The sequence below is a fragment of the Caulobacter sp. genome, assembly GCF_965279145.1.
Taxonomy (GTDB): domain Bacteria; phylum Pseudomonadota; class Alphaproteobacteria; order Caulobacterales; family Caulobacteraceae; genus Caulobacter.
Genome location: NZ_OZ257139.1, coordinates 2,064,203 through 2,087,746, shown reverse-complemented (window position 1 = coordinate 2,087,746; position 23,544 = coordinate 2,064,203). Strand labels below are relative to the sequence as shown.

At 67.3% G+C, this 23,544-nt stretch carries 19 protein-coding genes; 7 read left to right on the top strand and 12 right to left on the bottom strand.

What is annotated here, in order from left to right; all coding sequences use genetic code 11:
* The first annotated feature begins 61 nt into the window (after positions 1–61).
* A complete protein-coding gene (locus tag ACQY9P_RS09680) occupies positions 62–1,858 on the top strand; it encodes an alkaline phosphatase D family protein (RefSeq protein WP_421739470.1) in 1,797 nt (598 codons plus the stop codon).
* A gap of 21 nt (positions 1,859–1,879) precedes the next feature.
* Here the strand turns inward: ACQY9P_RS09680 and ACQY9P_RS09675 are convergent, their stop codons facing one another.
* The 7 genes from ACQY9P_RS09675 to ACQY9P_RS09645 all read right to left on the bottom strand — a co-directional run bounded on the left by ACQY9P_RS09675 (position 1,880) and on the right by ACQY9P_RS09645 (position 10,144).
* Positions 1,880–2,455, bottom strand: coding sequence for a TetR/AcrR family transcriptional regulator (locus ACQY9P_RS09675; RefSeq protein WP_428151552.1), 576 nt, complete (start codon positions 2,453–2,455; stop codon positions 1,880–1,882).
* Between the two features lie 381 nt (positions 2,456–2,836).
* On the bottom strand, positions 2,837–4,162 hold the full coding sequence (locus tag ACQY9P_RS09670) for a porin (RefSeq protein ID WP_421739471.1): 1,326 nt from the start codon (positions 4,160–4,162) through the stop codon (positions 2,837–2,839).
* A gap of 98 nt (positions 4,163–4,260) precedes the next feature.
* Positions 4,261–6,102, bottom strand: a complete 1,842-nt coding sequence (locus ACQY9P_RS09665) for a methyl-accepting chemotaxis protein (protein ID WP_421739472.1) — start codon at positions 6,100–6,102, stop codon at positions 4,261–4,263.
* 814 nt (positions 6,103–6,916) lie between these two features.
* The gene (locus ACQY9P_RS09660) at positions 6,917–8,173 is read right to left on the bottom strand and encodes a TolC family outer membrane protein (RefSeq protein WP_421740121.1); all 1,257 of its coding nucleotides are present in this window, start codon (positions 8,171–8,173) and stop codon (positions 6,917–6,919) included.
* Positions 8,174–8,178: 5 nt separating this feature from the next.
* Positions 8,179–8,382, bottom strand: coding sequence for a YgaP family membrane protein (locus tag ACQY9P_RS09655; RefSeq protein WP_421739473.1), 204 nt, complete (start codon positions 8,380–8,382; stop codon positions 8,179–8,181).
* 2 nt (positions 8,383–8,384) lie between these two features.
* Positions 8,385–8,846, bottom strand: a complete 462-nt coding sequence (locus ACQY9P_RS09650; protein ID WP_421739474.1) for a thioredoxin domain-containing protein — start codon at positions 8,844–8,846, stop codon at positions 8,385–8,387.
* 17 nt (positions 8,847–8,863) lie between these two features.
* Positions 8,864–10,144: an NAD(P)/FAD-dependent oxidoreductase gene (locus ACQY9P_RS09645; RefSeq protein WP_421739475.1), complete on the bottom strand. Its 1,281-nt coding sequence runs from the start codon at positions 10,142–10,144 to the stop codon at positions 8,864–8,866.
* Positions 10,145–10,298: 154 nt separating this feature from the next.
* On the opposite strand from ACQY9P_RS09645, the gene ACQY9P_RS09640 reads away from it, so the two are divergent.
* Genes ACQY9P_RS09640 through ACQY9P_RS09620 form a run of 5 tightly spaced genes read left to right on the top strand, consistent with a single transcriptional unit; the run spans position 10,299 to position 15,619 of the window.
* On the top strand, positions 10,299–10,643 hold the full coding sequence (locus tag ACQY9P_RS09640; RefSeq protein ID WP_421739476.1) for a metalloregulator ArsR/SmtB family transcription factor: 345 nt from the start codon (positions 10,299–10,301) through the stop codon (positions 10,641–10,643).
* A complete protein-coding gene (locus ACQY9P_RS09635) occupies positions 10,643–10,969 on the top strand; it encodes a rhodanese-like domain-containing protein (protein ID WP_421739477.1) in 327 nt (108 codons plus the stop codon). Before ACQY9P_RS09640 ends, ACQY9P_RS09635 begins: the two co-directional genes overlap by 1 nt.
* A 36-nt stretch (positions 10,970–11,005) precedes the next feature.
* Positions 11,006–12,040: an efflux RND transporter periplasmic adaptor subunit gene (locus tag ACQY9P_RS09630; protein WP_421739478.1), complete on the top strand. Its 1,035-nt coding sequence runs from the start codon at positions 11,006–11,008 to the stop codon at positions 12,038–12,040.
* Positions 12,037–15,237, top strand: a complete 3,201-nt coding sequence (locus ACQY9P_RS09625; protein ID WP_421739479.1) for an efflux RND transporter permease subunit — start codon at positions 12,037–12,039, stop codon at positions 15,235–15,237. The genes ACQY9P_RS09630 and ACQY9P_RS09625 overlap by 4 nt, the downstream gene beginning before the upstream one ends.
* A 46-nt stretch (positions 15,238–15,283) precedes the next feature.
* Positions 15,284–15,619 (top strand): ArsR/SmtB family transcription factor, encoded by a 336-nt coding sequence (locus ACQY9P_RS09620; protein WP_421739480.1) that lies wholly within the window; start codon positions 15,284–15,286, stop codon positions 15,617–15,619.
* Positions 15,620–15,634: 15 nt separating this feature from the next.
* Here the strand turns inward: ACQY9P_RS09620 and ACQY9P_RS09615 are convergent, their stop codons facing one another.
* Positions 15,635–16,408, bottom strand: coding sequence for a sulfite exporter TauE/SafE family protein (locus ACQY9P_RS09615; protein WP_421739481.1), 774 nt, complete (start codon positions 16,406–16,408; stop codon positions 15,635–15,637).
* Positions 16,409–16,486: 78 nt separating this feature from the next.
* Between ACQY9P_RS09615 and ACQY9P_RS09610 the strand changes: the two genes are divergently transcribed.
* A complete protein-coding gene (locus ACQY9P_RS09610; protein WP_421739482.1) occupies positions 16,487–17,431 on the top strand; it encodes an MBL fold metallo-hydrolase in 945 nt (314 codons plus the stop codon).
* A 119-nt stretch (positions 17,432–17,550) separates the two neighbouring features.
* Here the strand turns inward: ACQY9P_RS09610 and ACQY9P_RS09605 are convergent, their stop codons facing one another.
* The 4 genes from ACQY9P_RS09605 to ACQY9P_RS09590 form a co-directional block, all read right to left on the bottom strand.
* Positions 17,551–19,011 (bottom strand): CehA/McbA family metallohydrolase, encoded by a 1,461-nt coding sequence (locus ACQY9P_RS09605; protein WP_421739483.1) that lies wholly within the window; start codon positions 19,009–19,011, stop codon positions 17,551–17,553.
* Positions 19,012–19,081: 70 nt separating this feature from the next.
* Positions 19,082–21,883 carry a TonB-dependent receptor gene (locus ACQY9P_RS09600; RefSeq protein ID WP_421739484.1) on the bottom strand — a complete coding sequence of 934 codons (2,802 nt, stop codon included), beginning with the start codon at positions 21,881–21,883 and terminating at the stop codon, positions 19,082–19,084.
* A gap of 74 nt (positions 21,884–21,957) precedes the next feature.
* Entirely contained in the window at positions 21,958–22,908 is a 951-nt protein-coding gene (locus tag ACQY9P_RS09595) for a FecR family protein (RefSeq protein WP_421739485.1), read from the bottom strand.
* Complete coding sequence (locus ACQY9P_RS09590) at positions 22,872–23,453, bottom strand: RNA polymerase sigma factor (RefSeq protein WP_421739486.1); 582 nt, start codon at positions 23,451–23,453, stop codon at positions 22,872–22,874. Before ACQY9P_RS09590 ends, ACQY9P_RS09595 begins: the two co-directional genes overlap by 37 nt.
* Between the last annotated feature and the right edge of the window lie 91 nt (positions 23,454–23,544).

The following is a 23,544-nucleotide window of genomic DNA, read 5'->3' as shown; positions in this document are numbered from 1 at the left end:
CCGGGCGCTGAAACGCGCGCGGCCTCGGGCTGGCGGGAACGAGCAGAGAAGGAGGGAAGGCGTGAGCAAGACATTCGATCGACGCGAGGCGATAGGTCTCGTCGGGGCTGTAGCCTATTTGACGGCCGCCGACATGGCCAAGGCCGCCGAGAAGGCCGGCACACCCTTCCTGCATGGTGTCGCGTCCGGCGATCCGCTTCAGGATCGGGTGATCCTCTGGACACGCGTGACGCCCGTCGACCCCGCCTCCGGCCCGATGCGCGTGGACTGGGAAATCGCCAGCGACCCCGGGTTTCGACACGTGGTCAAGCGCGGCGATCTGACCGCCGACGCCGCTCGCGACTTCACCGCCAAGGTGGACGTCACGGGACTCAAGCCCGGTTCGGTCTATCACTATCGCTTCCGCTGCAACGGCAGCGTCTCGCCGGTCGGCCGAACCCAGACCCTGCCCGAGCGCGGCGTGAAGGACATGGTCCTGGCCGTGGCCTCCTGCGCGCTCTATTCCGGCGGCTTCTTCAACGCCTACCGCGAGATCGCCCGCCTGGATCGGGTCGACGTCGTTCTGCATCTGGGCGACTACATCTACGAATATGGCGGCGCGCCCGACCAGTTGGGCATGTCGATCGGTTCCAAGATCGGACGCGCTCCCACGCCTCTCAATGAAGCGATTTCGCTGGCCGACTATCGCGAGCGCCACGCCTGCTATCGTCTCGACGCCGACCTGCAGGCGGCCCACGCGCGCGCGCCCTGGATCTGCGTCTGGGACGACCACGAGGCGGCCAATGACGACTGGACCGGCGGCGCTCAGGACCACCAGCCCAACGAGGGCGACTGGAAGGTTCGCGCGGCCGCGTCCGTGAAGGCCTATTACGAGTGGATCCCGATCCGCGAGCCGGCGCCCGGCCGTCCGCCCGAGGCGATCAATCGCACGTTCGAACTGGGCGACCTGGCCACGCTCGTGATGGTCGAGAACCGTCTTGTCGGCCGCAGCCGTCAGGTGGAGCTCCGCAATCCGCATGACGTCACCTGGCAGGTGGTCGATGTCAGCGATCCCGCCGCGCCGAAGATCGTCACCGACCCGACCCTGGCCCGCTCGGTGCTCGGGGCGGTCGCGCGCGGGGAGGCCGTTCCCGCGCCCTATGCCGTCCGGGTCGATCCCGACTCGATCCGCCGGGCGCTGGCCGATCCCAGCCGGACGATTCTGGGCGAAGCGCAGGAGCAGTGGCTGCGCGACCAGATCCGAGGCTCGGTCAAGGCCGGCAAGCCCTGGCAGATCATCGGCAACCAGGTCGTGATGGCGCGCACCACGGGCGTCGACATCGTGGGCTCCATGGGCCCGGAGCGATGGGCGGAAGCGCTGCGATCGATGGCGCCGCAACTGCGCCCCTGGGTGGCGCAACTGGCGACCCTGCCGCCCGACATCCCGTTCGAGTTCGACGGCTGGAACGGCTATCCCGCCGCCCGCAAGCGCATGGACTCGATCCTCGCCGAAGCCGGCGCCAGCCCGATCGTGCTGTCCGGCGACAGCCATGCGTTCTGGGTGAATGAGTTGCGCGACGGCGCCCATCGCCTGGTCGCGGCCGAGATCGGCACTACGGCGATCACCAGCAGCAGCCTGGGCAACATGCTGGGCAATGTGGAGCTGGGGCCGGCGTTCGCCGACGCCTGCGACGAGGTGCTCTTCTGCAACCACCTGACCAAGGGCTTTACGCTGGTGACCCTGAGCGCCGAGGAAGCCCGGGTGGATCTGATGGGCGTCACCACAGTGCTGAGCCGTGACTACCAGCCCCTGGTGCTAAAGCGCTATCGCATCCGCCGCGGGGCCGGCGGCGGCGTCGAGCCGATCATCGAGGTGTGACGAGGCGATGGCGTTGGTCGGTCAAGCCGCGACCAACGCCATCGCCTGATCGACAAGACTCTCGACCTGGGACCTGGACAGCAGGCCGCGTCGGAACGTCAGGTGATAGAGGAAGCTGCCGATCAGGGTGTGAAGCGCGAAATCGATCGTCTCCTGAGGTGCGTCGGGCGCGATGCGACGAAACTGTTCGACATAAAAGGGAGCCACGCCGGAAAGGTGAGAGTCGAGCACCTCCGCCAGCTCCGGCGACGTCATCGCGACGGCCGCCACGTTCAGCATGGCCGCGCCGCGTTCGCCGCCCATATACTGAAACCCGATCATGACGAGTTCAAAGAGGGCCTGCCTGGGCGAAACGGTCTCGTCGAACGTCGGCGCGATCGACCAGACGGTCTCGAGCATCACCGCGCGAACGAGGGCGGCCTTGGAGGCGTGACGACGATAGATCGTGGCGCGGTTACAGCCCACTTCTCGGGCTATGGCCTCGAACGTCAGCCCATCATAGCCGTGCCGCGCCAGCAAATGCCACGTGACGTCGGCGATCTTCTGACTTCTTTGAGGGTCGAGCCTGCGGCTGCGTCTTTGAGGAGGGCTCTTCAAGCTCTTGGATCCGCGCCCAGGATTGGGCCATCTCGATGGCACGGCGCCGATCTGGCTAGTGGCCCGGGCGCCGTGGTGTGCAGCGAAGCCCTGAAGGTTTCGTCCAGCTCGTCATATTGATCGCCGCCTGATCGACGCCAATCGTTCTAGCAGGCGCCCACGTCGCGCGCCGACCTCGTCTTTGACGACGAGCGATCAGCTTGCACAATCTTGCCTACACAACCGCACCAGAGCGGCCTTTAATCAGAACTCTTGCTCCAACGGAATCCCCAAAGCGGTCAACGCGACCTGGCTGCACAGGCTGCCGACAGCGGATGCGGCGTTGCGCATACGCTGCCTTTGGCGCGCCTCCAGCAAGGCGCCGTCGGATGCCGACGCGGCTCAGAAATTGAAGCGGGCGCCGACCGTCGGATTGACCGAGGACCTGTGCAGGAAGCCGGCGGCCATACCGCCCTCGACCCTGGAATACATGGCGCCGCCATAGAGGCTGGTGCGAGGGCTGGCCTTGTAGGTCAGCGACAGCGACGCGGCGATCAGCCGACCGCCGCAGGCGGACGACCTGGCGTCGTCGCAGCCGTCGCCCCTGTAGCTGTTCTGGGTGAGGAGATAGAGGCCCGCGGCCGCGTCCAGACGGGGATTGATCGCGCGCCGGGCGCCGGACCAAGCGATATCCAACACCTTGCGATGCGGATAGGCCGCGTTGTTGACGACGGCGATCTGATAGCCGCCGATCGTTTCGCGACCCGCCAGCAGCGGCGTCCTGGGATTGCTGAACGCGATACGCTCCCACCCCGCATAGAGCTTTAGGGGGCCTGCGGCGTAACGGGTTTGGACGCCATAGGAGACGGTGTCGGAGATCGTTGCGGCCAGGGACGTGGGGGGTGCTCCGGCGGCCAGATGCGCGGCGCTCAGCGGCGCCGCCGAGATCGCCCCACGGACCTGGCCGTAGATGGCGTCCACCGACACCCCACGATAGTCGCCGCCGAGGTCCATCGCCAGGATGCGACGGGCCCCGCCTTCCGATCCCGACAGCTTGGAAAGGAGGGTCATACGATAGGGCCCCGGCGCATATCGGACCTTCAGGGCGCGATCGACGCGGGCGTCCTCCGTGGCGCCCATGCCGCCGGCCACGCCCGAATAGCCGATCGGCGAGAAGGCGTAGGACGCCCCTTGCGGATCATAGGCGATGATATTGTCCAGCATCAGGGCGTTCTGCCGCCCCAGGGTGAGCGAGACGCCTTGCCTTGACGTCACACCCACGAAGGCGACGCCCTGCAGAATCTGGCCGGCGCGGCTGGAATCGCCGTTCGAGGTTTGCCGGTCCAGCGGCAGGCCGTTGTTCTTGACGAGGGCTTTGGGCCCGTCCGCCAGCCGACCTGACAGCGGCGAAAACCCGGTCTCGATCTGAAAGAGCACCGACAGGCCGTGACCGACCGGCGCGATCGCCTTCAGGCCAAGTTTGGATTGGCTAAGGCCGTTGGGCGACAGGGTGGTGACCGGCTGATCGCTATTCTTGGAGATCAGATGCTCGAGCCCCTGCGGGTAGTCCGCATCCAGCGGCGTTCCGTGTGACTGATGGGTCAGGCCCGCGTCGAGAGTTCCATAGAGCGTGACATGGCCCCAGGTGAGCCCCTTGACGGGCGGTTCCGCCGCCTGCGCGGCGGTGGAAAGTCCGCCAAAGGCGGCGATGAGCAAGATGGACCGCATGGATCTTGTCCAGGTTCGGCGGGCGCCAGGGATCGTCCGATATCCGGCGGCTCGCGGGGAGAGAGGGTGAGGCGGAAAGGCCGCGCCGGGCGCGGGGTCTAGGCGCGCAATCGCTGGCGATCGGAGGGGCTGTCGCCAGGGCGGCGCGCCTCGTCGAGCTCGAAGCGGCCGACCATGCTGGCCAATTCGTTGGTCTCGCTCTTCAACGAGTGCACGGCGGCGGTCGCCTCCTCGACCATGGCCGCGTTCTGCTGGGTGTTCTGATCGATCTGCAGCATGGCGATATTGATCTGACCCAGCCCCTCGGCCTGATCGGCGGCGAGCCTGGCGACGCCGCGCATCAGCACGTCGATTTCATTGACCTTGCCGACAATGTCTTGCAGCGCGCCGCCCATCTCCCGAACCAGGGTGACGCCATCGCCGATCTGCCGGGAGGAAGCGCCGATCAGCGCCTTGATCTCCTTGGCCGCCTCGGCCGAGCGCTGGGCGAGCGCGCGCACTTCCTGGGCGACAACCGCGAAGCCCTTGCCGGATTCGCCCGCCCGCGCGGCCTCGACCCCCGCGTTCAGGGCCAGCAGGTTCGTCTGGAACGCGATCTCGTCGATCACGCCAATGATCTGCTGGATCTGTTGCGACGACCCTTCGATCTGCCCCATGGCGGCCACGGCCTGGTCGGCGACGGTTCCGCTGTACTGCGCCTGCTCCTGAGCCACGGCGACGGCGGCGCGAGCCTGATTGGCGTCCGAGGCCGAGCGCTGCACGGTGTTGGTCAACTCACCCAGCGCCGCCGTGGTCTCTTCGAGCGTGGCGGCCTGCTGCTCGGTGCGGCGCGACAGGTTGTCGGACGCCGAGGCGATGTCGTCGGCGCCATGCTGGATGCCGTTGGTGTTGTCGCGCACGGCCTTCATGGCGGCCGACAACTGCATGAGCGCGGCGTTCAGATTCTCTCGCAGCTCGGCATAGCCGCTCGGGAAGTCATCGCTCAGCCGGACGGTCAGGTCGCCACCGGCTAATCGCTTCGCCACGGCCGTGACGGCGGTGACGACCTGCTGCTGCACTTCGGCCGCCGCGTGGTCGGCGGCTTCGCGACGCTGACGGTCGGCGGACGCATCGACGCGCATGGCTTCGGCTTCGACCTCCAGTCGCTCGCGATCAACCGCTGCGTCCCGAAACACCGCCAGGGCCCGAGCCATCTCGCCGGTTTCATTAGTCAGATCGATGAAGGGAACCTGACTGTCCTTGTCGCCCTCGGCCAGTCCGCTCATGCGTTGGGTCAGGGTCAGGATGGGGCGGGTGATGGTCCCGCCCAGCGAGGCCGCGCCAAGGCCGACGACGAGCAGCAGCGCCAGGCCGATGCCGGCGAGCTTCAGGGCGGCGACGCCAACGGCGGAGTCGATGTCATCGACATAGACCCCCGTGCCGATCACCCATCCCCAGGCGGGCATCAGCGCGACATAGGAGATCTTGGGCTGGGGTTTGTCGTGCTGGGGCTTTGGCCACATGTAGTGGACGAAGCCGGCGCCTTGCGTCGTGGCCACCTTGGTCATCTCGGAAAACAGGGCCTTGCCCGTGGGATCGAGCTCCTTGGACACATCGGCGCCGTCCAACGCGGGTTTGTTGGGATGCATCACCATCCGAGTGTCCAGATCGGTGATCCAGAAATACTCTCGCCCGCCGTAGCGCATCGCCTTCAGGGCGCCGATCGCGGCGCTCTTGGCGTCGGCCTCACTCATTCGACCGGCCTTGGCCTCATCGACATAGTGCTGGGCGACGGAGACGGCTGTCTCCACCTGGCTGCGGGTCTTGAGCGAGACATCCCGGTGCATGGCCGCCGAGAGGTTGGCCAGGCCCACGCCGATGGACACGGCCAGACCGATCCCAGCAAAAAGCACCACCAATCGCAGGCGCGCCATGATCGACAGGTTGCGAAAATCCAGCATGCTGATCAACTGCTCCAGACTGGCCAATATGGCGCCGACCAGAGTTATTGTTGGGATTGATGATTAACATGGATATTATAACGACTAGACGACCTGCTCACTTTGAGTAATTTGATGCGTCAAATCGACGCATAAGAGAAATCATCACAGCGATACCCTCTATAGGGTCGCAGAATAATGGATATGTGGAAATTTTGACTTATGTATATTTATGGAAACCACTAATCCAAATCGGATATGTCTTGTTATCAATGGTCGACCGATCGCGGCAATATGAAACCCGCCTGCCTAAATGGAGCGGCTTCGCGTGGGCTGTATAAATTCTCAAGGCCGGCGACGATCACACGGAAGCCAAGCGGCCTATTCTGGCGCCTGCGAGGCACGCGCTTGAACCTGGCAGACCTTGCCTAGGTGTGGTCGCTCATTTCCAGTCCGGCGGCGGCGATATGGCCGCTCATCTGCTGCACAGTGTCGCATGGAAAGGCGCATCGACGCGCGCACTAGGCGCCCCTCGCCTCATCAACGTTTCAGCGAGGTTCATTGACGCGCCGCGGAGCGGCTCATGTGCTGATCCAGGTTCCAGACAGTCGCTCGCCGGAGCCAATGGCGACCTCCGACCCTTTGCGGACGCTCCGTCAGGATCGTTCAGTACTCGCTCGTTGTGGAACCTCGGCACGACGCACTCGGACAGCTCAAGCGTTTGGGCGCGGCCCTCGTCGGGCGCCTCGCGGCCGCGGTCCGCTCGACGACAAGCGCCATGCCTCCCCCGCACCGCTCGGGGTAGGAGGGTTAGGCGTCGGCGGGACAGACCGGCTCACTGGCCCTGCAGCAGCGCGATCAGACGGTAGGTCGAGACGGTCACCGCGCCGCGCGCCGCGATCAGCGCGCTTTGCGCGGCCAGGGCCTCGCGTTCGGCGTCCAGGAGATCCAGAACGGGCTTTTGGCCAACCCGCACCTCGTTGCGGACACTGTCCAGGGCGCCGGTGGCGGCCTGGGTCTGGTCGGTCGCGGCGAGCACCACTGCGCTCGCGGTGGCGACGTCGCCCCAGGCGCCGATGACCGCTTCGCGCATCCGGGCCCGGGTTTCGTCGAGGCGCGCCTGGGCGTCGCGAAGCTCGGCGCCGGCCTCGTCGACACGCCCGCCGACCGCGCCGCCCGAAAACAGGGTCCAGCGGCCCTGCACGCCCACCGTCACGCCCTCGGCGCGATAGCCAGGAAAGAACTGGTCGCGCGTCGTGCTGGCGGTCGCGGTCAGGGCCAGGTTCGGCAGGCGGTCGGCCTGGGCGTAGCGAACGCCCGCCCGCGCCGCGCGTTCGGCCGCCTGGGCGGCGACCAGCGCCGGGCTGGACCGGCTCGCCTGGGTGATGGCCTCTTCGAGCGACGCCGGCTTGACGGGGGGGACGACAACACGCTCAAGCCCATCGGGCTCCGCGCCAACGACCGAAACGAAATGGGCCCGGCTGCTGGCCAGCTGACCTTCGGCGCGCGCCAGACCCGCCCGGGCCTCGGCCTGACGGACCCGGGCCTGGTCCAGATCCGTCCTGGGGATTTCGCCGCCCCTGAACCGCAACTCGGCCTGATCCGTGATGGCGCCCATCTCCCGGACCTGGGCCTCGCTCAGGGCCAGCATGTCCTGGGCGTCCAGAACGCCGACATAGGCGGCGGCGACCTCCGCGCTCAGCATGGCCGTCGCGCCGGCCACCTGCGCGAGGGCCGCCGCCTTGCCCTCCCCGGCCTGGGCGATGGCGGCGCCGACACCACCGCCGGAGAACAACGGCTGGCGCAGCTGCAGCGACGCCGCGCGGGGCGAGACGTCGCTCTGACCAAAGCCGAAGAAGCCGCCAAGATCGGTCGTTCCGCCGCCGCTCTCGCCCGACAGGATGAGGCTGGGCAGGCGGCCGGCCCGAGCCTGGGCCAGACGCGCCGAAGCCGCGTCCGACTGGGCCCGAACCTGGGCAAGGCCCGGATTGGCGCGCCGCGCCAGGGCGATCGCCTCGGGCAGGGTCATGGCCGAGGCGCCCAGGGGAGCCGCGACGCCGGCCAGAAGGGTCAGGGCGAGGACGGCGCGCATCGTGCTCACCGGAACGCGACTCCCGGCTTGACGCCGAGTTTCTTGAAGATCATCGCGGCGGGACAGAAGCCGGTGAACGCGGCCTGGATCATGTTGAGGCCCGCGAAGATCGACAGGCCGATCCACCAGGGATGAACGAAGTGGGCCAGGCCAACGCCCAGCAGGACGACAAAGCCGGCAAAGGCCAAAACCATTCGATCGACAGTCATGATCAACCTCCTCTTGCGGCCGGGGCGTTCGCCTGGGCCAGGGCCTGGTGCGTCCAGGCGACGATCTGGGCCGCGCTCATGAGCCCGGCGGACCGCGCGATGACGGCGCCGTCCCGATAGAGCAGCAGGGCCGGAATGCCCGAGACGCCGAGCGACGCGGCGGCCTGGGGTTCGGCTTCGGAATTGAGTTTCAGGAGCCGCACGTCCGGTTCGAGCCGCGCGGCTGCGGCGGCGAACTGGGGAGCCATGGACCGGCAAGGCCCGCACCACGGCGCCCAGACGTCGAGGAGAACAGCCACGCCCCGGGTCTTGCCGGCGTGCGCGGCGAGTTGCGCGCCGCTCACCTCGGTCGGAATCCCGGAAAACAGCCGTTCGCCGCAGCGGCCGCACTTGGCCGCAAGAGCGTTCTTGTCCTCCGGAGCGCGGTTGGTCGCGCCGCAGGCGGGGCAAACAAGCTGACGCATCACGCGGCCTTTCGCCCTCAGGGCTTGATCTTGTGGATGCCCATCACGTCCAGGGCGAGCTTCTCGTAGAAGGGTTCGCTCTCGCCGCGCCTCACCTTGGCCAGGAAGTATTTCTCGAACCCGACCTTGGCGAGATGGACCCACTTGCCGCTGGCCGACCAGTTGACGTTGCGCGGCGGGATCTGGGGCTGGGCGACGAAGGCCACGCCGCCGTCGCCAAAATCGGCCAGACAGATGGCGTTCCAGGTCGCCTCGTGGGTGGCGGGTTTGCCGTCCACGATTTCCTTGAGGTTGTGCGCGATGGCCGTGACCATGCTCTCGATCATGAAGCCGGTCTTGGGCACGCCGACGGGGACCGGCGTCTTGCCGGTTGGGGCGATGGCCACGCAGACGCCCAGCGCCATGACGTTCTGATAGGTCGGATTGCGCTGATGCTTGTCGACAAGGATGAAGCCGCGCGGATTGGTCAGTCCCTCGACACCGCGCACGGCGGCCACGCCCCGAAAGGCCGGCAGCATCATCGAATAGGAGAACGGCAGGTCGTGGGTGGCCGCGACAGCGCCGTCGTCGGCGATCTCTTCGACGTGCATCATTCCGGCTTCGACCGAGGCGACCTTGGCGCTGGTGATCCATTTGATGTGCCGCTGGCGCATCTCGCTTTCCAGCAGGCCCTTGGTGTCGCCCACCCCGTCCAGGCCCAGATGGCCGACATAGGGCTCGGAGGTGACGAAGGTCATCGGCACCTTGTCGCGGATCTTGCGACGCTTGAGCTCGGTGTCGAGGATCATCGCGAACTCGTAGGCCGGGCCAAAACACGAGGCGCCCTGCACGGCGCCGACGACAATCGGACCGGGATTTTCGACGAAACGGTCGAAGGCGGCGGCCGCGGACTCTGCGTGATCGACGTGACAGATCGACTGGGTGAAGCCGCCATGCGGCCCAAGGCCGGGGATCTCGTCGAAGGCCAACTCAGGCCCAGTGGCGATGACCAGATAGTCGTAGTCCAGGAGCGCGCCATCAGTCAGCTCAAGCTGGTTGCGCTCGGGCATGACCTTGGCCGCGCCAACGCCCCGAAAGGCGATGCCCTTCTTCTTGAACACCGGCGGCAGCGTGACCTCGATGGCCTCGCGCTTGCGCCAATGGACGGCGACCCAGGGGTTGGATGGAACGAAGTGGAAGGTGTCGCCCTGGGAAACAACCTCGACCTGGGCTTTATCGCCGACGGCCTGCTTGATCTCGAAGGCGGCGATCGCGCCGCCCAGTCCAGCGCCCAGAACAACGATGCGCGACTTGGCCATGATCTCTTTCCTCCAACGCCGCTGTTCGGAGCCAAGGCTGGGCCCACTTCGTACGGCTGACCTTGATCAGGATCACGTCCAGCCCCATCCCCTCGGGATAGCGTCACCCTGTTGATGCTTGACCTAATATTCTAAAAGTCGCATATACGCAACTATGAACTTTGAGCCTCACGCCCTCAAGGCCTCTGCCGAAGACGCCTGCGCCCTGCTCAAGGCGCTGGCCAACCCGCATCGGCTGATGATCGTCTGCACGCTGATAGACGGCGAGCAGTCGGTGGGAGCGCTCGCCCAGCTTCTGGGTGTTCGCGAGACCCTGGCCTCGCAACATCTGGGCCTTTTGCGCCGCGACGGCGTGGTCGCCGCCCGGCGTGACGGCCAGACTATCTATTACGGCCTTCGCGGCGGTCAGGCCCGCGCCTTGGTCGAGACCCTCTCGCGTCTGTTCTGCGCGGCCCCCGCGGTCGCCGCCTCTCCAGCCCCCTTCAAGGAGACCCATTGATGTTCGGATCGCCCAAGACCAAGGACCTCACCGCTCACCAGGTGAAGGCCGCCCTCGACGCCCAGGAGATTCTGTTGGTCGATGTGCGCGAGCCGGCCGAGTTCGCCGCCGAACGCATTCCGGGCGCGGTCAATGTTCCGCTTTCGAGCTTCGACCCCAAGGCCCTGCCTAGCGCGGGCGACAAGGCCGTTGTGTTCAGCTGCGGCTCGGGCAAGCGCTCGGCCACCGCCGTGGGCCACTGCCAGAAGGCGGGCCACGCACTCGATACGCACCTGACCGGCGGGATCATGGCTTGGAAGGCCGCCGGCCTGCCAACCGTCCGCTAGTCGACAAGCCAAAAAGAAGCACTGGGAGGGGACGCCATGACGGCGCGGCCATATCTGATCAGCGCCTTGGGGGCGGCCTTGCTGCTCACCGCCTGCGGCGAGTCCAAGAAGGCCACGGCGCCGGTAGTCAAGATAGCTCCGACCTCGGACCGCCTGACGATCCGCGCCCAGGTCGTGGCCGACCTGAAGCCGGTTCCAGCCACCCTGACCACACGCGACATGGCCGAGGCGCGGGCGCGGATCTCCGGGACCCTCGTGGCCCTGAGCGTCAAGGAAGGCGATATGGTCCGCCGAGGCCAGGTGATCGGTCGGGTCAAGGATGACCGGCTTGCCCTACAGACCGGAGCGTTCGACGCCCAGGTGGCCGCCGCCGCCGCCGAGGCGGCGCGCGCCCAGGCCGATCTCTCTCGCACCCGCGATCTGTTCTCGCATGGCGTCTACGCCCAGGCTCGCCTGGATCAGGTCGAGGCCCAGGCCAAGGCCGCCAATGCCAATCTGACGGCGGCCCGCGCCCAGCGTGGAGCCAGCGCCGAGCTGGGCGCCCAGGGCGCGATCCTGGCCCCGGCCACCGGCAGGATCCTGGTCGCCGACGTGCCGGTGGGCTCGGTGGTGATGCCCGGACAGTCGGTCGCCCGGATCACCGCCGGCCCCTTGGTGGTGCGCATCGAATTGCCAGAAGGCCAGGCGCGCGCCCTCAAGGTGGGCGACACGGTCGATCTTGCCGCCGAGGACCTGCGTGGCGTCGCAGCGCGCGGGACCGTCACCCAGATCTATCCGTCGATCACCGGCGGCCAAGTCACCGCCGACGTCACCGCCCCCAACCTGCCTGGTGACCTGATCGGCCAGCGCGTGCGCGCCGCCGTCAGGATCGGCGAGCGCCAGGCGATCGTCATTCCGAGGCGCTATGTCGCCACGCGATTTGGCGTCGACTACGCACGCCTGGTCGGCACCGATGGCGTGATCTCTGAGTCCCCGATCCAGGTCCGCGCCGGCGCGGCGACCGACACGGTGGAGGTCTTGTCGGGCTTGCGCCTCGGCGACATCCTGACCCCAGCGGAGGCCGCCCGATGAACTTGGGCCTTTCGGGGCGCCTGACCCAGGCGTCGATCAGGTCGCCGCTTACGCCGCTGATCCTGCTGGCGGCGATCGCCGTAGGCCTCTTGGCGCTGATCTCGATCCCCCGGGAGGAGGAGCCGCAGATCAGCGTGCCGATGGTCGACATCATGGTCTCTGCGCCGGGCCTGCGCGCGCCCGACGCCATCGAGCTGGTCGGCAAGCCCCTGGAGACCATCGTCAAGAGCGTCGCCGAGGTCGAGCACGTCTATACCTTCGCCGACGACAACCAGGTCATGGTCACCGCCCGGTTCAAGGTCGGGGTCGATCCCGACGCGGCGGCGGTGCGCATCCACGAGAAGATCCGCGCCAACTATGATCGCATCCCGGCCGGCATCGCCGAGCCGCTGATCCAGACGCGCGGCATAAACGATGTGCCGAGCCTGGTGCTGACCCTGTCGCCCAAGCCCGGCGCCGCCGGCCAATGGACCGATCAGGCGCTTTACGAGCTGGCCGGCAAGCTGCGGACCGAGGTCGCCAAGGTCGACGATGTCGGCCTCACCTTCATCGTCGGCGGACGGCCTGAGGAAATCCGCATCGCGCCCGATCCGGCGCGCCTGGCCCAGCATGGCGTGTCGCTCGCCGCGCTGATGGACACCGTGCGTCAGGCCACCCGCGCCTTCCCCGCCGGCCAGATCCGCGGCGGCGGCCAGGCCATCGACGTCACGGCTGGCCGCAGCCTGACGAGCGCCGTCGACATCGGCCTGCTCGCCCTGCCTTCGGCCAGCGGCCAGGCGGTCTATGTTCGCGACGTCGCCGACGTGATCCAGGGCCCGCGCGAGGACCAGGCCCGCGTCTGGCGCTATGCCCGCGTCGACGGCGCCTGGAGCCAGGCCCCCGCCGTCAGCCTGGCCATCGCCAAGCGCAAGGGCGCCAACGCCGTTGTGGTCTCGCAGGCCGTTCTGGCCCGCGTCGAAGGCCTGAAAGGCTCTCTGCTGCCTGACAGCCTGGATGTGGCGGTGACCCGCGACTACGGCGCGACGGCCAACGAGAAGGCCAACGAACTTCTGTTCCACCTGGGCCTGGCCACCCTGTCGATCGTGGCGCTGATCGGCCTGGCCATCGGCTGGCGCGAGGCGGCGGTGACCGCCGTGGTGATCCCGACCACCATCCTGCTGACCCTCTTCGCGTCCAACCTGATGGGCTACACCATCAATCGGGTCAGCCTGTTCGCTCTGATCTTCTCGATCGGCATCCTGGTCGACGACGCCATCGTCATGATCGAGAACATCGCCCGCCATTGGGCCATGAACGATGGCAGCAACCGGATCGACGCGGCGGTCGATGCGGTCGCCGAGGTTGGCAACCCCACGGTGGTCGCCACCCTGACCGTGGTCTCGGCCCTGCTGCCTATGCTGTTCGTCTCGGGCCTGATGGGGCCCTACATGGCCCCGATCCCGGTCAACGCCTCGGCGGCCATGGTGTTTTCATTCTTCGTCGCCGTGGTCATCGCGCCCTGGCTGATGGTGCGGTTCGCCCGCAAGACCTTGACGGCCGGCGGGCATGGTCATGACAGCGAGGGCAAGCTGGGCGCGCTCTATCGCCGCGTCGCCAGCCGGGTGATCGCCACCCGCAGAAGCGCCTGGACCTTCCTGATCGGTGTCGGCCTGGCCACCCTGCTGGCCTGCGCCATGTTCGCCACCAAGACCGTGACGGTCAAATTGCTGCCGTTCGACAACAAGTCCGAGCTGCAGGTGGTGCTGGACATGCCGGAGGGAACCTCGCTGGAGGCCACCGCCCGGGCGCTGTCCGACGCGGCGGTCATCACTCGCACCCTGCCCGAGGTGACGGCAATCGACGCCTACGTGGGGACCGCCTCGCCGTTCAATTTCAACGGCCTGGTGCGCCACTACTATCTGCGCAATCGCCCGGACCAGGGCGATCTTTCGGTGGCCCTGGCCGAAAAGGGCGAGCGGAAGCGCTCGAGTCACGTCGTGGCCCTGGACCTGCGCGAACGGCTGGCCAAGGTCGCCCTGCCCGCCGGCGCGTCGATCAAGGTGGTCGAGGCCCCGCCCGGCCCCCCTGTTATGGCTACCCTGCTGGCCGAGATCTACGGCCCCGACGCCCAGACCCGGCGCGCCGTGGCCGAGCGGGTCAAGGCCACGTTCAAGTCCGTGCCTTATATCGTCGACATCGACGACAGCTACGGCCAGGCCCGCCCCGGCCTTCGCCTGGTTCCCGATCGCGACCGGCTGGAAGCCCTGAAGGTCGATGACCGGCAGGTGCTGGATTCGATCGGCGCGGCCTTCGGCGGCCAGGTCGTCGGCTACGCCCATCGCGGCGACGGCCGAGACCCGCTGGAGATTTCGGTGCGCCTGCCACAGTCGGCGCGCAGCTGGGGTCAAGGCCTGGCGGCTCTGCCCGTGGCCCAGAGCCAGGCCGGAAGACTGGTGGAACTGGGCGAGGTGGTCACCGCCACCCAGGAACCTGGATCGACCCACATCTTCCGCCGTGACGGCCGCGACGTCGACATGGTGATGGCCGAGCTGGCCGGCGCCTATGAAGCGCCGATCTACGGGATGATGGCGGTCGACAAGGCTATCAAGGCCGCCGACTGGGGCGATCTGCCCAAGCCCGACATCCGCATGAACGGACAGCCAACCGACGAAAGCAGGCCGACCGTGCTTTGGGACGGCGAATGGGAGATCACCTGGGTGACCTTCCGCGACATGGGCGCGGCCTTCGGGGTGGCGATCCTGGGCATCTATGTGCTGGTCGTGGCCCAGTTCAAAAGCTTCCGCCTGCCGCTGGTGATTCTGACACCCATCCCCCTGACCCTGGTCGGGATCGTCATCGGCCATGTCTTGTTCAAGGCCCCGTTCACCGCCACCTCGATGATCGGCTTCATCGCCCTGGCCGGGATCATCGTGCGCAACTCGATCCTGCTGGTGGACTTCATCCGACACAGTCAGACCGGTGGCAGGCCGCTGCGCGAGGTGCTTCTGGAAGCCGGCGCGATCCGCTTCAAGCCGATCGTCCTGACCGCCCTGGCGGCGATGATCGGCGCGGCGGTGATCCTGTTCGACCCGATCTTCCAGGGCTTGGCGATTTCGCTGCTGTTTGGCTTGGCCTCATCGACTGTGCTGACCGTGCTGGTCATTCCCGCCATCTACATCGTGCTGCGCGATGACGCCGCCGCTCCCCGGAAGGGCTAAGGGAAGCTCGCCTTGAACCTCCATGCATATCTTCTACATTAAGCAGATGACCGATCTCGCAACGCTTTCCCCTATCGACGACGCTCAGGATTTGGCCGCGAGCGCCCATGCGGCGGCGCGCCTTCTCAAGCTCCTGGCCAGCGAGCAGCGCCTGCTGATCCTCTGCCGTCTGATCGCTGGCGAAGCCTCGGTGGGCGACCTGGCGGTCCATGTCGGACTGGCCCAGTCGGCGGCCTCGCAGCATCTGGCCAAGATGCGCGCCGAGGGGCTGGTCGCGACCCGGCGGGAGGCCCAGACCATCTTCTACCGTTTGGCCGATCCCGCCGCGGTCCGCGTGCTTGAGACCTTGTGCGACGTCTATCGCGGCGCCGGAAAGCACTGATCGTCGATCACCGCCTCAGTGCAGGGCGGCCCTGAAGGCCACATAGGCGGCGACCAGCAGAACCAGAGTAGCGAACATCCTGCGCGCCAGCAGCGCGCGTCCGGCAAGAAGGCCCGCGCCACGCACGCCCAGGGCGCCGCCCGCCAGACCGCCCAGAATGAAAAGCCCCGCGACAGGCCAGTTGATCAGGCCTGAGGCGGCATAGTTCAGCGAGGTCGCCGCACCAAACAGCGACACCGACAGCAGAGACGAGGCGGTAGCGTTGACCAGGGTCATGCCCGTGGCCGCCATCAGTCCCGGTACGATCAGGAACCCTCCGCCGATCCCGAAGAACCCGGCGGCCAGACCCGTCAGCACGCCCAAAGGGGCCAGCTTCAGCATCAGGGCGGGTGAGATATGAACGAGGGGGTCGCCCTGCGATCTGGGGCGACGCATCATCGACAGCGCGATCGCCGCCATCGCGAAGGCGAACCACAGCAGCAGGCCCTGTCCATCGACCGCTTTGGCCAGGGTCGACCCCAGGAACGAGCCGATCAGTCCGGCGCCGGCGAACACGGTCGCGCAGGGCCATTTCACTCGCCCTCCCCGGCCATGGCCCACCAGATTGAGCCCCGCATTGACCGCGACCGCCGCTGCAGAGGTGCCAATGGCGACGTGCGGGTCATGGACGCCGACCACATAGAGCAGGAGGGGCGTGGCGAGCACCGACCCACCGCCGCCGAACAGGCCCAGCAGCGCGCCGACGAGCGCGCCGCTCATCAAGGCCGAAACGATCATGAACACGGACATGCGAGCTACCCGATGGGACTTGTATATTCATATATTCGCATATATCTAGTTTGTCGATATGCAGTCCGAGAGTTTGTGATGCGCGAGCCGATCTCATCCCCTGACGCCGCCGTGACGGTGGCGACGTCGATCATCGAGCAGGCGCTGGCTGCCCCCGCCTCCCGGCCACAGGTGAAAGCGTTCTTCAACGAGGCGACCTTCACGGTCAGCTACGTGGTGCGTGATCCCAGCTCATCGGCCTGCGCCATCATTGACAGCGTCCTGGACTATGACGCCGCCTCGGGCCGGACCAGCGAGCGATCGGCCGACGCCGTGGTTGCCTATGTCAGGGACCAGGGACTGGAAGTGGTCTGGCAGCTGGAGACTCACGCCCACGCTGACCACCTGTCCGCCGCGCCCTATCTGCAGGCCGCGCTGGGGGGCCGCCTGGCGATCGGTGAGAAGATCGTTCGCGTTCAGGACACGTTCGGAAAGCTGTTCAACGCGGGACCAGGCTTTGCCCGGGATGGCCGACAGTTCGACCATCTGTTTGCCGACGGTGAGGCTTTCTCCATCGGTGGACTGCGAGCCGTCGCCCTCCATGTGCCCGGCCACACGCCCGCCTGCATGGCCTATGTGATCGGCGACGCGGTCTTCGTCGGCGACACCCTGTTCATGCCCGACTACGGCACCGCGCGCTGCGATTTTCCAGGCGGTGATGCGGCGACCCTGTTCGCCTCAATCCAGCGCCTGCTGACCCTCCCCGACGAGGCTCGCGTCTTCCTGTGCCACGACTACAAGGCCCCGGGCCGCGACAGCTTTGCCTGGGAAGCCACGATCAGCGCGCAACGCCGAGACAATATCCATGTCCGCGAGGGCGTCAGCGAGGCCGAGTTCGTGGCCCTGCGCGAGGCGCGCGACCGGACCCTGGATATGCCCCGGCTGATCCTGCCTTCGGTTCAGGTGAACATGCGCGGCGGTCACCTTCCAGAGCCGGAGAGCAATGGCGTGCGCTATCTGAAGATACCCATCGACGCGGTATAGGATGACCCACTCGCGGGCCCTCACGCCAAGAGGCCATGACCCCAAAGGGCGGACCAAGGCATGGTGACCACGCATAGCTGGCGCCGCCTGGACGCCACCCGTACGACCACATTCGCGATCTAGCGCGCCGGTGTCAGATAGATCGGATTGCCGATCAACAGCAGACGCCCGCCAGGGTCACGGACATTGACGCGAACCCAGCTTGGACGATCACCCATCTTGATCTCGAATGCGCGATCGCCCGTGAACGCGGGCGTCCGCTTTGCGCCATCCTGAACAACCTCCAGGCTGGCAGGCCCCGCGCCAGACACGGCGACCGAGAAGGTAACCCTATCGCCAGGCCTGACCGCGAGCGCGCCGCCCATGACGGCGGTCTGCCTTGCGGTGCTGGCTGACACGTCCAGCATCCGATCACGGGTTCCGTCCAGGTCGATGAACACGCGGCCCGCGCGCAGGGCGGCCAACAGTCCGACCGTGGACAGCTCTGCCGCGTGGACCACCGTGGTCGGCCGACCGATCGATGACGCCACATCCGGGGAGAGGCCCGCGTCGTGGTTGTCGCTGCCGCCGATGGCCGTGATCCGATGGCCGGCGTTCAATTGCGCCTCCCAGAAGGCCACACCGGACAGCGGCCCTTCGGCGCCGCCCTGGGCCCGCTCCGAGCCGCCGTTGGCGACTTCGATGGTCTGGACCTTGTCGTAATCGGTGTTGGTCGCTGTCCAGCCGCAGCCCATGCAGGCCTCGCCCGACGGCGCGCTGGGGTGGTTGATCGAGAAGAGCCCGCCGGCGGCCTCGACCAGGCCCTGCAGCGTCAGGACATCCGGCACGGCCCGATCGCCCAGGCGAAAGTCAATGAAGGCGGTCGGGCCAAAGACATTCGCATGGCCCTGGAAGGTGGTGACTTCGCGCCCCGGGATCAGCAGCAGCTTGTCGAAAGCCGGCTGAAGCTCCGCCATGGCCTCGAAATGGCTGGTGGTGTTGTGATCGGTGATGGCGATGAAATCCAGCCCCCGGGCCGCGGCCGCCTCGGCGGTGCGATAGACGGGGCACGGCGCCCGAGCGCCGCTCTGGGTCTGGCAGGAACCATCGCTGTGGCCGGTGTGCGCATGCAGGTCGCCGCGATACCAGCCTGGGCCCGCGCGCAGCGGAGCGGCTTGAGCGCCGCCGCCGCCGCGCTCGAAGAAAACCTTGGCCACAAACGCCGCGACCGTGGCGGCGCGGGTGTTGGGGATGCCCAGCAGGAGGGTCCAGCGCCCGGCCGGCAAAGGTCCCGGCAGATAGCTGGGCGTCGCGTCCTCGGTCGCAACGGAGAAGCTGCGCTTGTTGCCGCCGCTCCAGCCCCGGAAACGCTCTGGATCCATAAGGCCCAGGTCGACGACGGTCTTCTGGTCGCGTCCCGAATAGTCGAACGCCACCGTCACGCGGGTGACGCCCGCCGGAACCTCGAAGGTCACCGGCTTGTAGGTCTGGTGATCCGCGCCGACGATCTGGCCGGTGAGCACCAGATCCGGGGCCTTCTCGCGCGCCACGACCGGGGTGGTCAGGCACAGAATGACCAGGGTCAGAATCCAGCGGATCATGCGTGTCTCCAACGAAAAGAAGGGCGGCCGGAAAACCGGCCGCCCAAAGTCGAGGGGATAGGGGAGAAAACTAGAAGCGGTACATGACAGCCGCGCGGAACGAACGGCCGAATTCCGGCCGACCGATGCCGTAAACGGCGCCGGCCTCCGAGCTGATGATCTGGCCGGCGCGGGGATTGCCCTCGGTCAGGCCGATCTCGTCGGTGAGGTTGTTGCCGTAGGCATAGATGGCCAGCTGGTCGGTGACGTTGAACCGCACCGTCGCATTGACCAGGGTGTAAGCCGGCAGCTTCAGGGTGTTGGCGGCGTCGGAGTAGCGGTCGCCGTAGCGCTCGATGCTGCTTTCCACCCGCAGGCGGCCGTCCAGCAGGTTGACGCCGGGAGTGAGGCGGACCGAGGTCTTGGGCACGCGGATCAGGCGGTTGCCGGTGAAGTCACGCGTACGGCTGGCGGTGGCGGCTGGCGGCTTGATCTGGCAGGTGGCGTCGGTCGCCGAGACCGAGCAGGCCTCCTCGAACTCGTAGTCGCCAAATTCCGGGTTCTGGACCGTGGCGCTGAAGCCCAGGTCGAACCAGCGGGTGGGACGCACCGTCCCTTCCAGCTCCAGGCCCAGAGTCTTGGTGTCGGTGATGCTGGTCTGCTGGACATAGGCGCCGGTGGCCGGATTGAACACCAAGCTGCCGAAGCCCAGATTGTCGTAGGTGGTCTGGAACACCGTGGCGTAGAGGTCGGCCTTGGGCGTCGACCACTTATAGCCGGCCTCCATCAGGTCCATGGTCTGGACGGTCGGGGCGGTGTTGAGGGCGTTGGTGATGTAGTCGCCCAGCGACGGCAGGCGGAAGGCCGAGGTGTAGCGCGCGAAGACGCCCATCCGCGGGTTGATCCGATAGTCGGCGCCCAGGGTCCAACCTGCGTGGTCGAACTTGCGGTCCAGGCGATCATAGGCGCCAGAGCCGGCCAGCACGTTGTCGTCGGCCGGGGTCGGCGAGAGACCCAGATTGATGGTCTTGCTGCGCTCGCTGCGGCCTTCGAACGCGATCCGCTCCCAGCGCACGCCGGCGTCGACGCGCAGGGACGGCGTGAGGCTCCATTCATCGGTCAGGTAAAGCGCCGTGGTGTTGGACTTGCCATCGCCATTGGCGAACTCGGCGCCATAGCGCGAGACGCCGTTCTCGGTCAGGCTGGACAGCACCTGCCCCGCCCCGTTGACGGTCACCAGATCCAGCCGTCGGGCGTTGCTGCGCACGTCGAGCAGGACGTTGGCCGAATAGCGGTTGAAGGCTTCCTCGACATGGGCGGTGTAGACGCCCAGGGCGACGTCGTGGGTCTGGCCGCCGATCTCGAACTTGTGCAGCAGGCGGGCGTCATTGATCAGTTCATCCAGCGGCACCGAGACGTAACGCAGCGAACCGTCAAGGACGAGGCCGTTGCCGTTCTGGCCAGCACCCGTGGTCTGGAAGATCTCGGTGGGCGAGGTGGCGTAGCGCAGTTGCACGTCGGTGGCGCCCGGCGTGGCCGCCAGCAGGGCGGCGCGGTACTGGGCGATGCGGGCCGCGCCGGTCACCGGGGTGTTGGGGAACAAACCGATACGCTTGGATTCCGAGGTCCGATAGCGCAGCGTATTCTGGAAGTTCCAGCCGTCGAACAGCTCATAGTTCAGGATCGCGGTGGCCTGGGTCAGCTTGACCTCGGTGCCGCGCGTCAGGTCCCAGTTGAACGGCCCTGTCGGTCCGCGCAGGGTCAGTTGGCTGGTCTCCGGACCGGCCAGGGTGCCCTTCAGGGCGTCGAAGCCGGGCGTGTCGCCAGGTTCGCCCGAGGCGTTGAACTTCAGCGGCACGCCGGCGAACAGGATGACATTGTCGTCCAGGTGCTTGACGTTGAATTCGATGCTGCCGCGCTCGAAATCGCGACCGGCCGACACCCGCCACTGATAGCCCTTGTTGGCCGTGAAGCCCGGATCGCGGATGCCGTCATCCTCGCGCCAGAACCCGCCGGCGCCGACGCGCCACGCGCCGATCGGGCCGCCGTACCACAGGTCGACGCGCTTGAGGCCGTAGTCGCTGAGCTGGAGCTTGGCGATGCCTTCCGGCGTGTCGCCGCCCTTGCGGGTGATGAAGTTGACCGTGCCGCCGGGGGCGTAGGAGGCGAAGATCGACGAGGGGCCGCCCCGCACCACTTCGATACGCTCGATGGTCTCGTCCAGGCGGAACGACTGGTCGGCGTTCAGATAGCCCAGGCCGCCGTCGTGCTGCACCGGCGCGCCGTCTTCCTGCAGGGCGATGGCCGAGAAGCCTTCCTGGGGAATGCCGCGCGCGCGGATATTGGCGCTGGCCTCGCCGCCCGAGGCCTCGACCCAGAAGCCGGGCACCGACTTCAGCGCATCGGCCACGCCCATTGGCGCGCGCATGCGCAGCGTCTCTTCGCTCATGGTGGTGACGGCATAGCTGGTGGCCAGACGCGTGCGGGCGTCGGAACCGGCGCGCGAGGTGACAATCACCTCCTCCACCACGTCAGCGGCGGCCGCGCTGGCCAAAGGGCCTGCCGCCCGGGCGCGCAGGGTGATGACCTGCGCATTGGCCGACGCGATCTCCAGATCGGCGCCCTCGATCAGCTTGCGAAGGCCTTCCTCGCGACCGAACGCGCCCTTCAGGCCCTCGGTGCGGTGTCGGGCCGCGACGTCATAGGGAAACATCAGTTGTACGCCGGCCTGGCGCGAGAAGGCGTTCAGCGCCGCCGCCGTGTCGCCGGCGGGAATGTCGAACTCGACGCGCGCGGCCGCCTGGGCCTGGGCGACAACCGGCGCAGCCGAAACCATGGCCGTGGTGGCCAGCAACAAGCACGCGCCCATGCGCGGCGCCCAGGTCTTTGTCATCGGATTTGCCCCTGCTTCGTTGATCGCCGTGATCGGCGTCTCGAACGGCAAGACGGGGGGCGCGAGAAAAACCCCTATCGAGATTTAAGAAGAATTCGCGACGGTCCGTCCTCGACGATCCGTAGACCGAACGTCGTGCGCAGAGCCTGGAGAAAACTGTCGGGATCGCCGGTCAGGAACCGGCCGCCCAACCTCAGATTGGCCGCGCGCTCATCGCCGATGACCAGCTTGCGGGTCAGATAGCGGTTGTACTCCTCGACCGCCGCCGACAGCGCTTGGCCCTCGAACACGATCTCGCCCCGTCGCCACGCCTGCACGCTCTGGACCTGCGCCTCCGGAGCGTCGATGACTTCGATCGCGCGGGCGTTGACCTCCAGCACCTGACGGACGTCGTCGGGGCCGGCGACACCCGCCTCGGCCGTGCCCGACGCCGTTTTGATCACCGCCCGTCCAGCCAGAACGACAAGGTCCAACCCCGCCGGACGCAGGCGGGCATTGAACTGTCCAGCCGCCAGACGCGCCAGGCCCTGCGCCGTGACCAGCTCGAAGGGGCGCAGCGTGTCGCGGGCGATGGTCAGGGCCGCCTCGCCCCGCGCCAGCCAGAGCCGGCGTTTCTGCCGGTCGAAGCGCCAGAAAACCTCGGTGTCGGTGTTGAGTTCGACCGAACTGCCGTCTGGCAAGGCCAGGGTGCGGCGTTCGCCAACGCCTGTGGCCACGCGATCCCGCAGCAGGACATCCCGGCCCAGATAGGCGCCGGCCGCGAGGCTCGCGGCCAGGGCCGCGCCGCCGCCCGCCAGCCAGGTGCGGCGATTGATCCCCGGCGCCGGTCGCGCCTCTTCGGTCCGCAGCGCGTCCAGCCGGCTCCACGCGCTGGCCACCTCCGCGAAGGCGGCCGCGCGGCGCGGATCGGCGTCGCGCCAGGCGTCCAGTTCCCGTTCGGTGGTGCGGCCGGCGTCCAGACGCGCCAGCCATTGCGAGGCCTGGGCGATCAGTGCGTCTCTGTCTTGATCGCCCGTCTTGGCCATGAACTCGGTCGTTTCTCGATACTGCGGCCATCACCCGAGGCCAGGGCCTTGGTCAAGAGCAGAAGCCCCTTGGCCAAGTGTTTCTCGACGGTAGAGATGGACAAGTTCAACCTAACCGCTATCTGCCCCGGCGAAAGCCCGTACATTTTTCGCAAGGTGAGCACCTTGCGGCACTGTTCGGGCAGGCGATCCAACGCCGCGAGCACGATGTCCAACTCCTGCCGGGCGCTGGTCACCGCGTATGCGTCCGGCGCGGGATCGGCCAGCAAATCCATCTCCAGCACTCCGATCTGACGGATGCCGACCACCTTGGCGCGGCGGAATCGTTCAAAGGCCAGATTGCGGATGATGGTCAGCACGAACCGCTCGGGCGCATCCAGCCGACGCCAGTCTGGCACGCTCAACACCTTGGCGTAGGCTTCCTGAACGAGGTCCTCCGCCTCGGCGTCGTCGCCGATCAGCTTGCGGGCATAGGCGCGATAGTTGCCGGCATAGGGCAACACGCGGGTCGCGAACCAACGATCGATGTCACGCAGCCAGGCCATGTATGGCGTCCCGTCGCCCGACATGGGTCGGATCGATGAGCCGCTGCACTAGCGTCATCGCGTGTCAGTTTGCTGACGGACGGAGCCGACG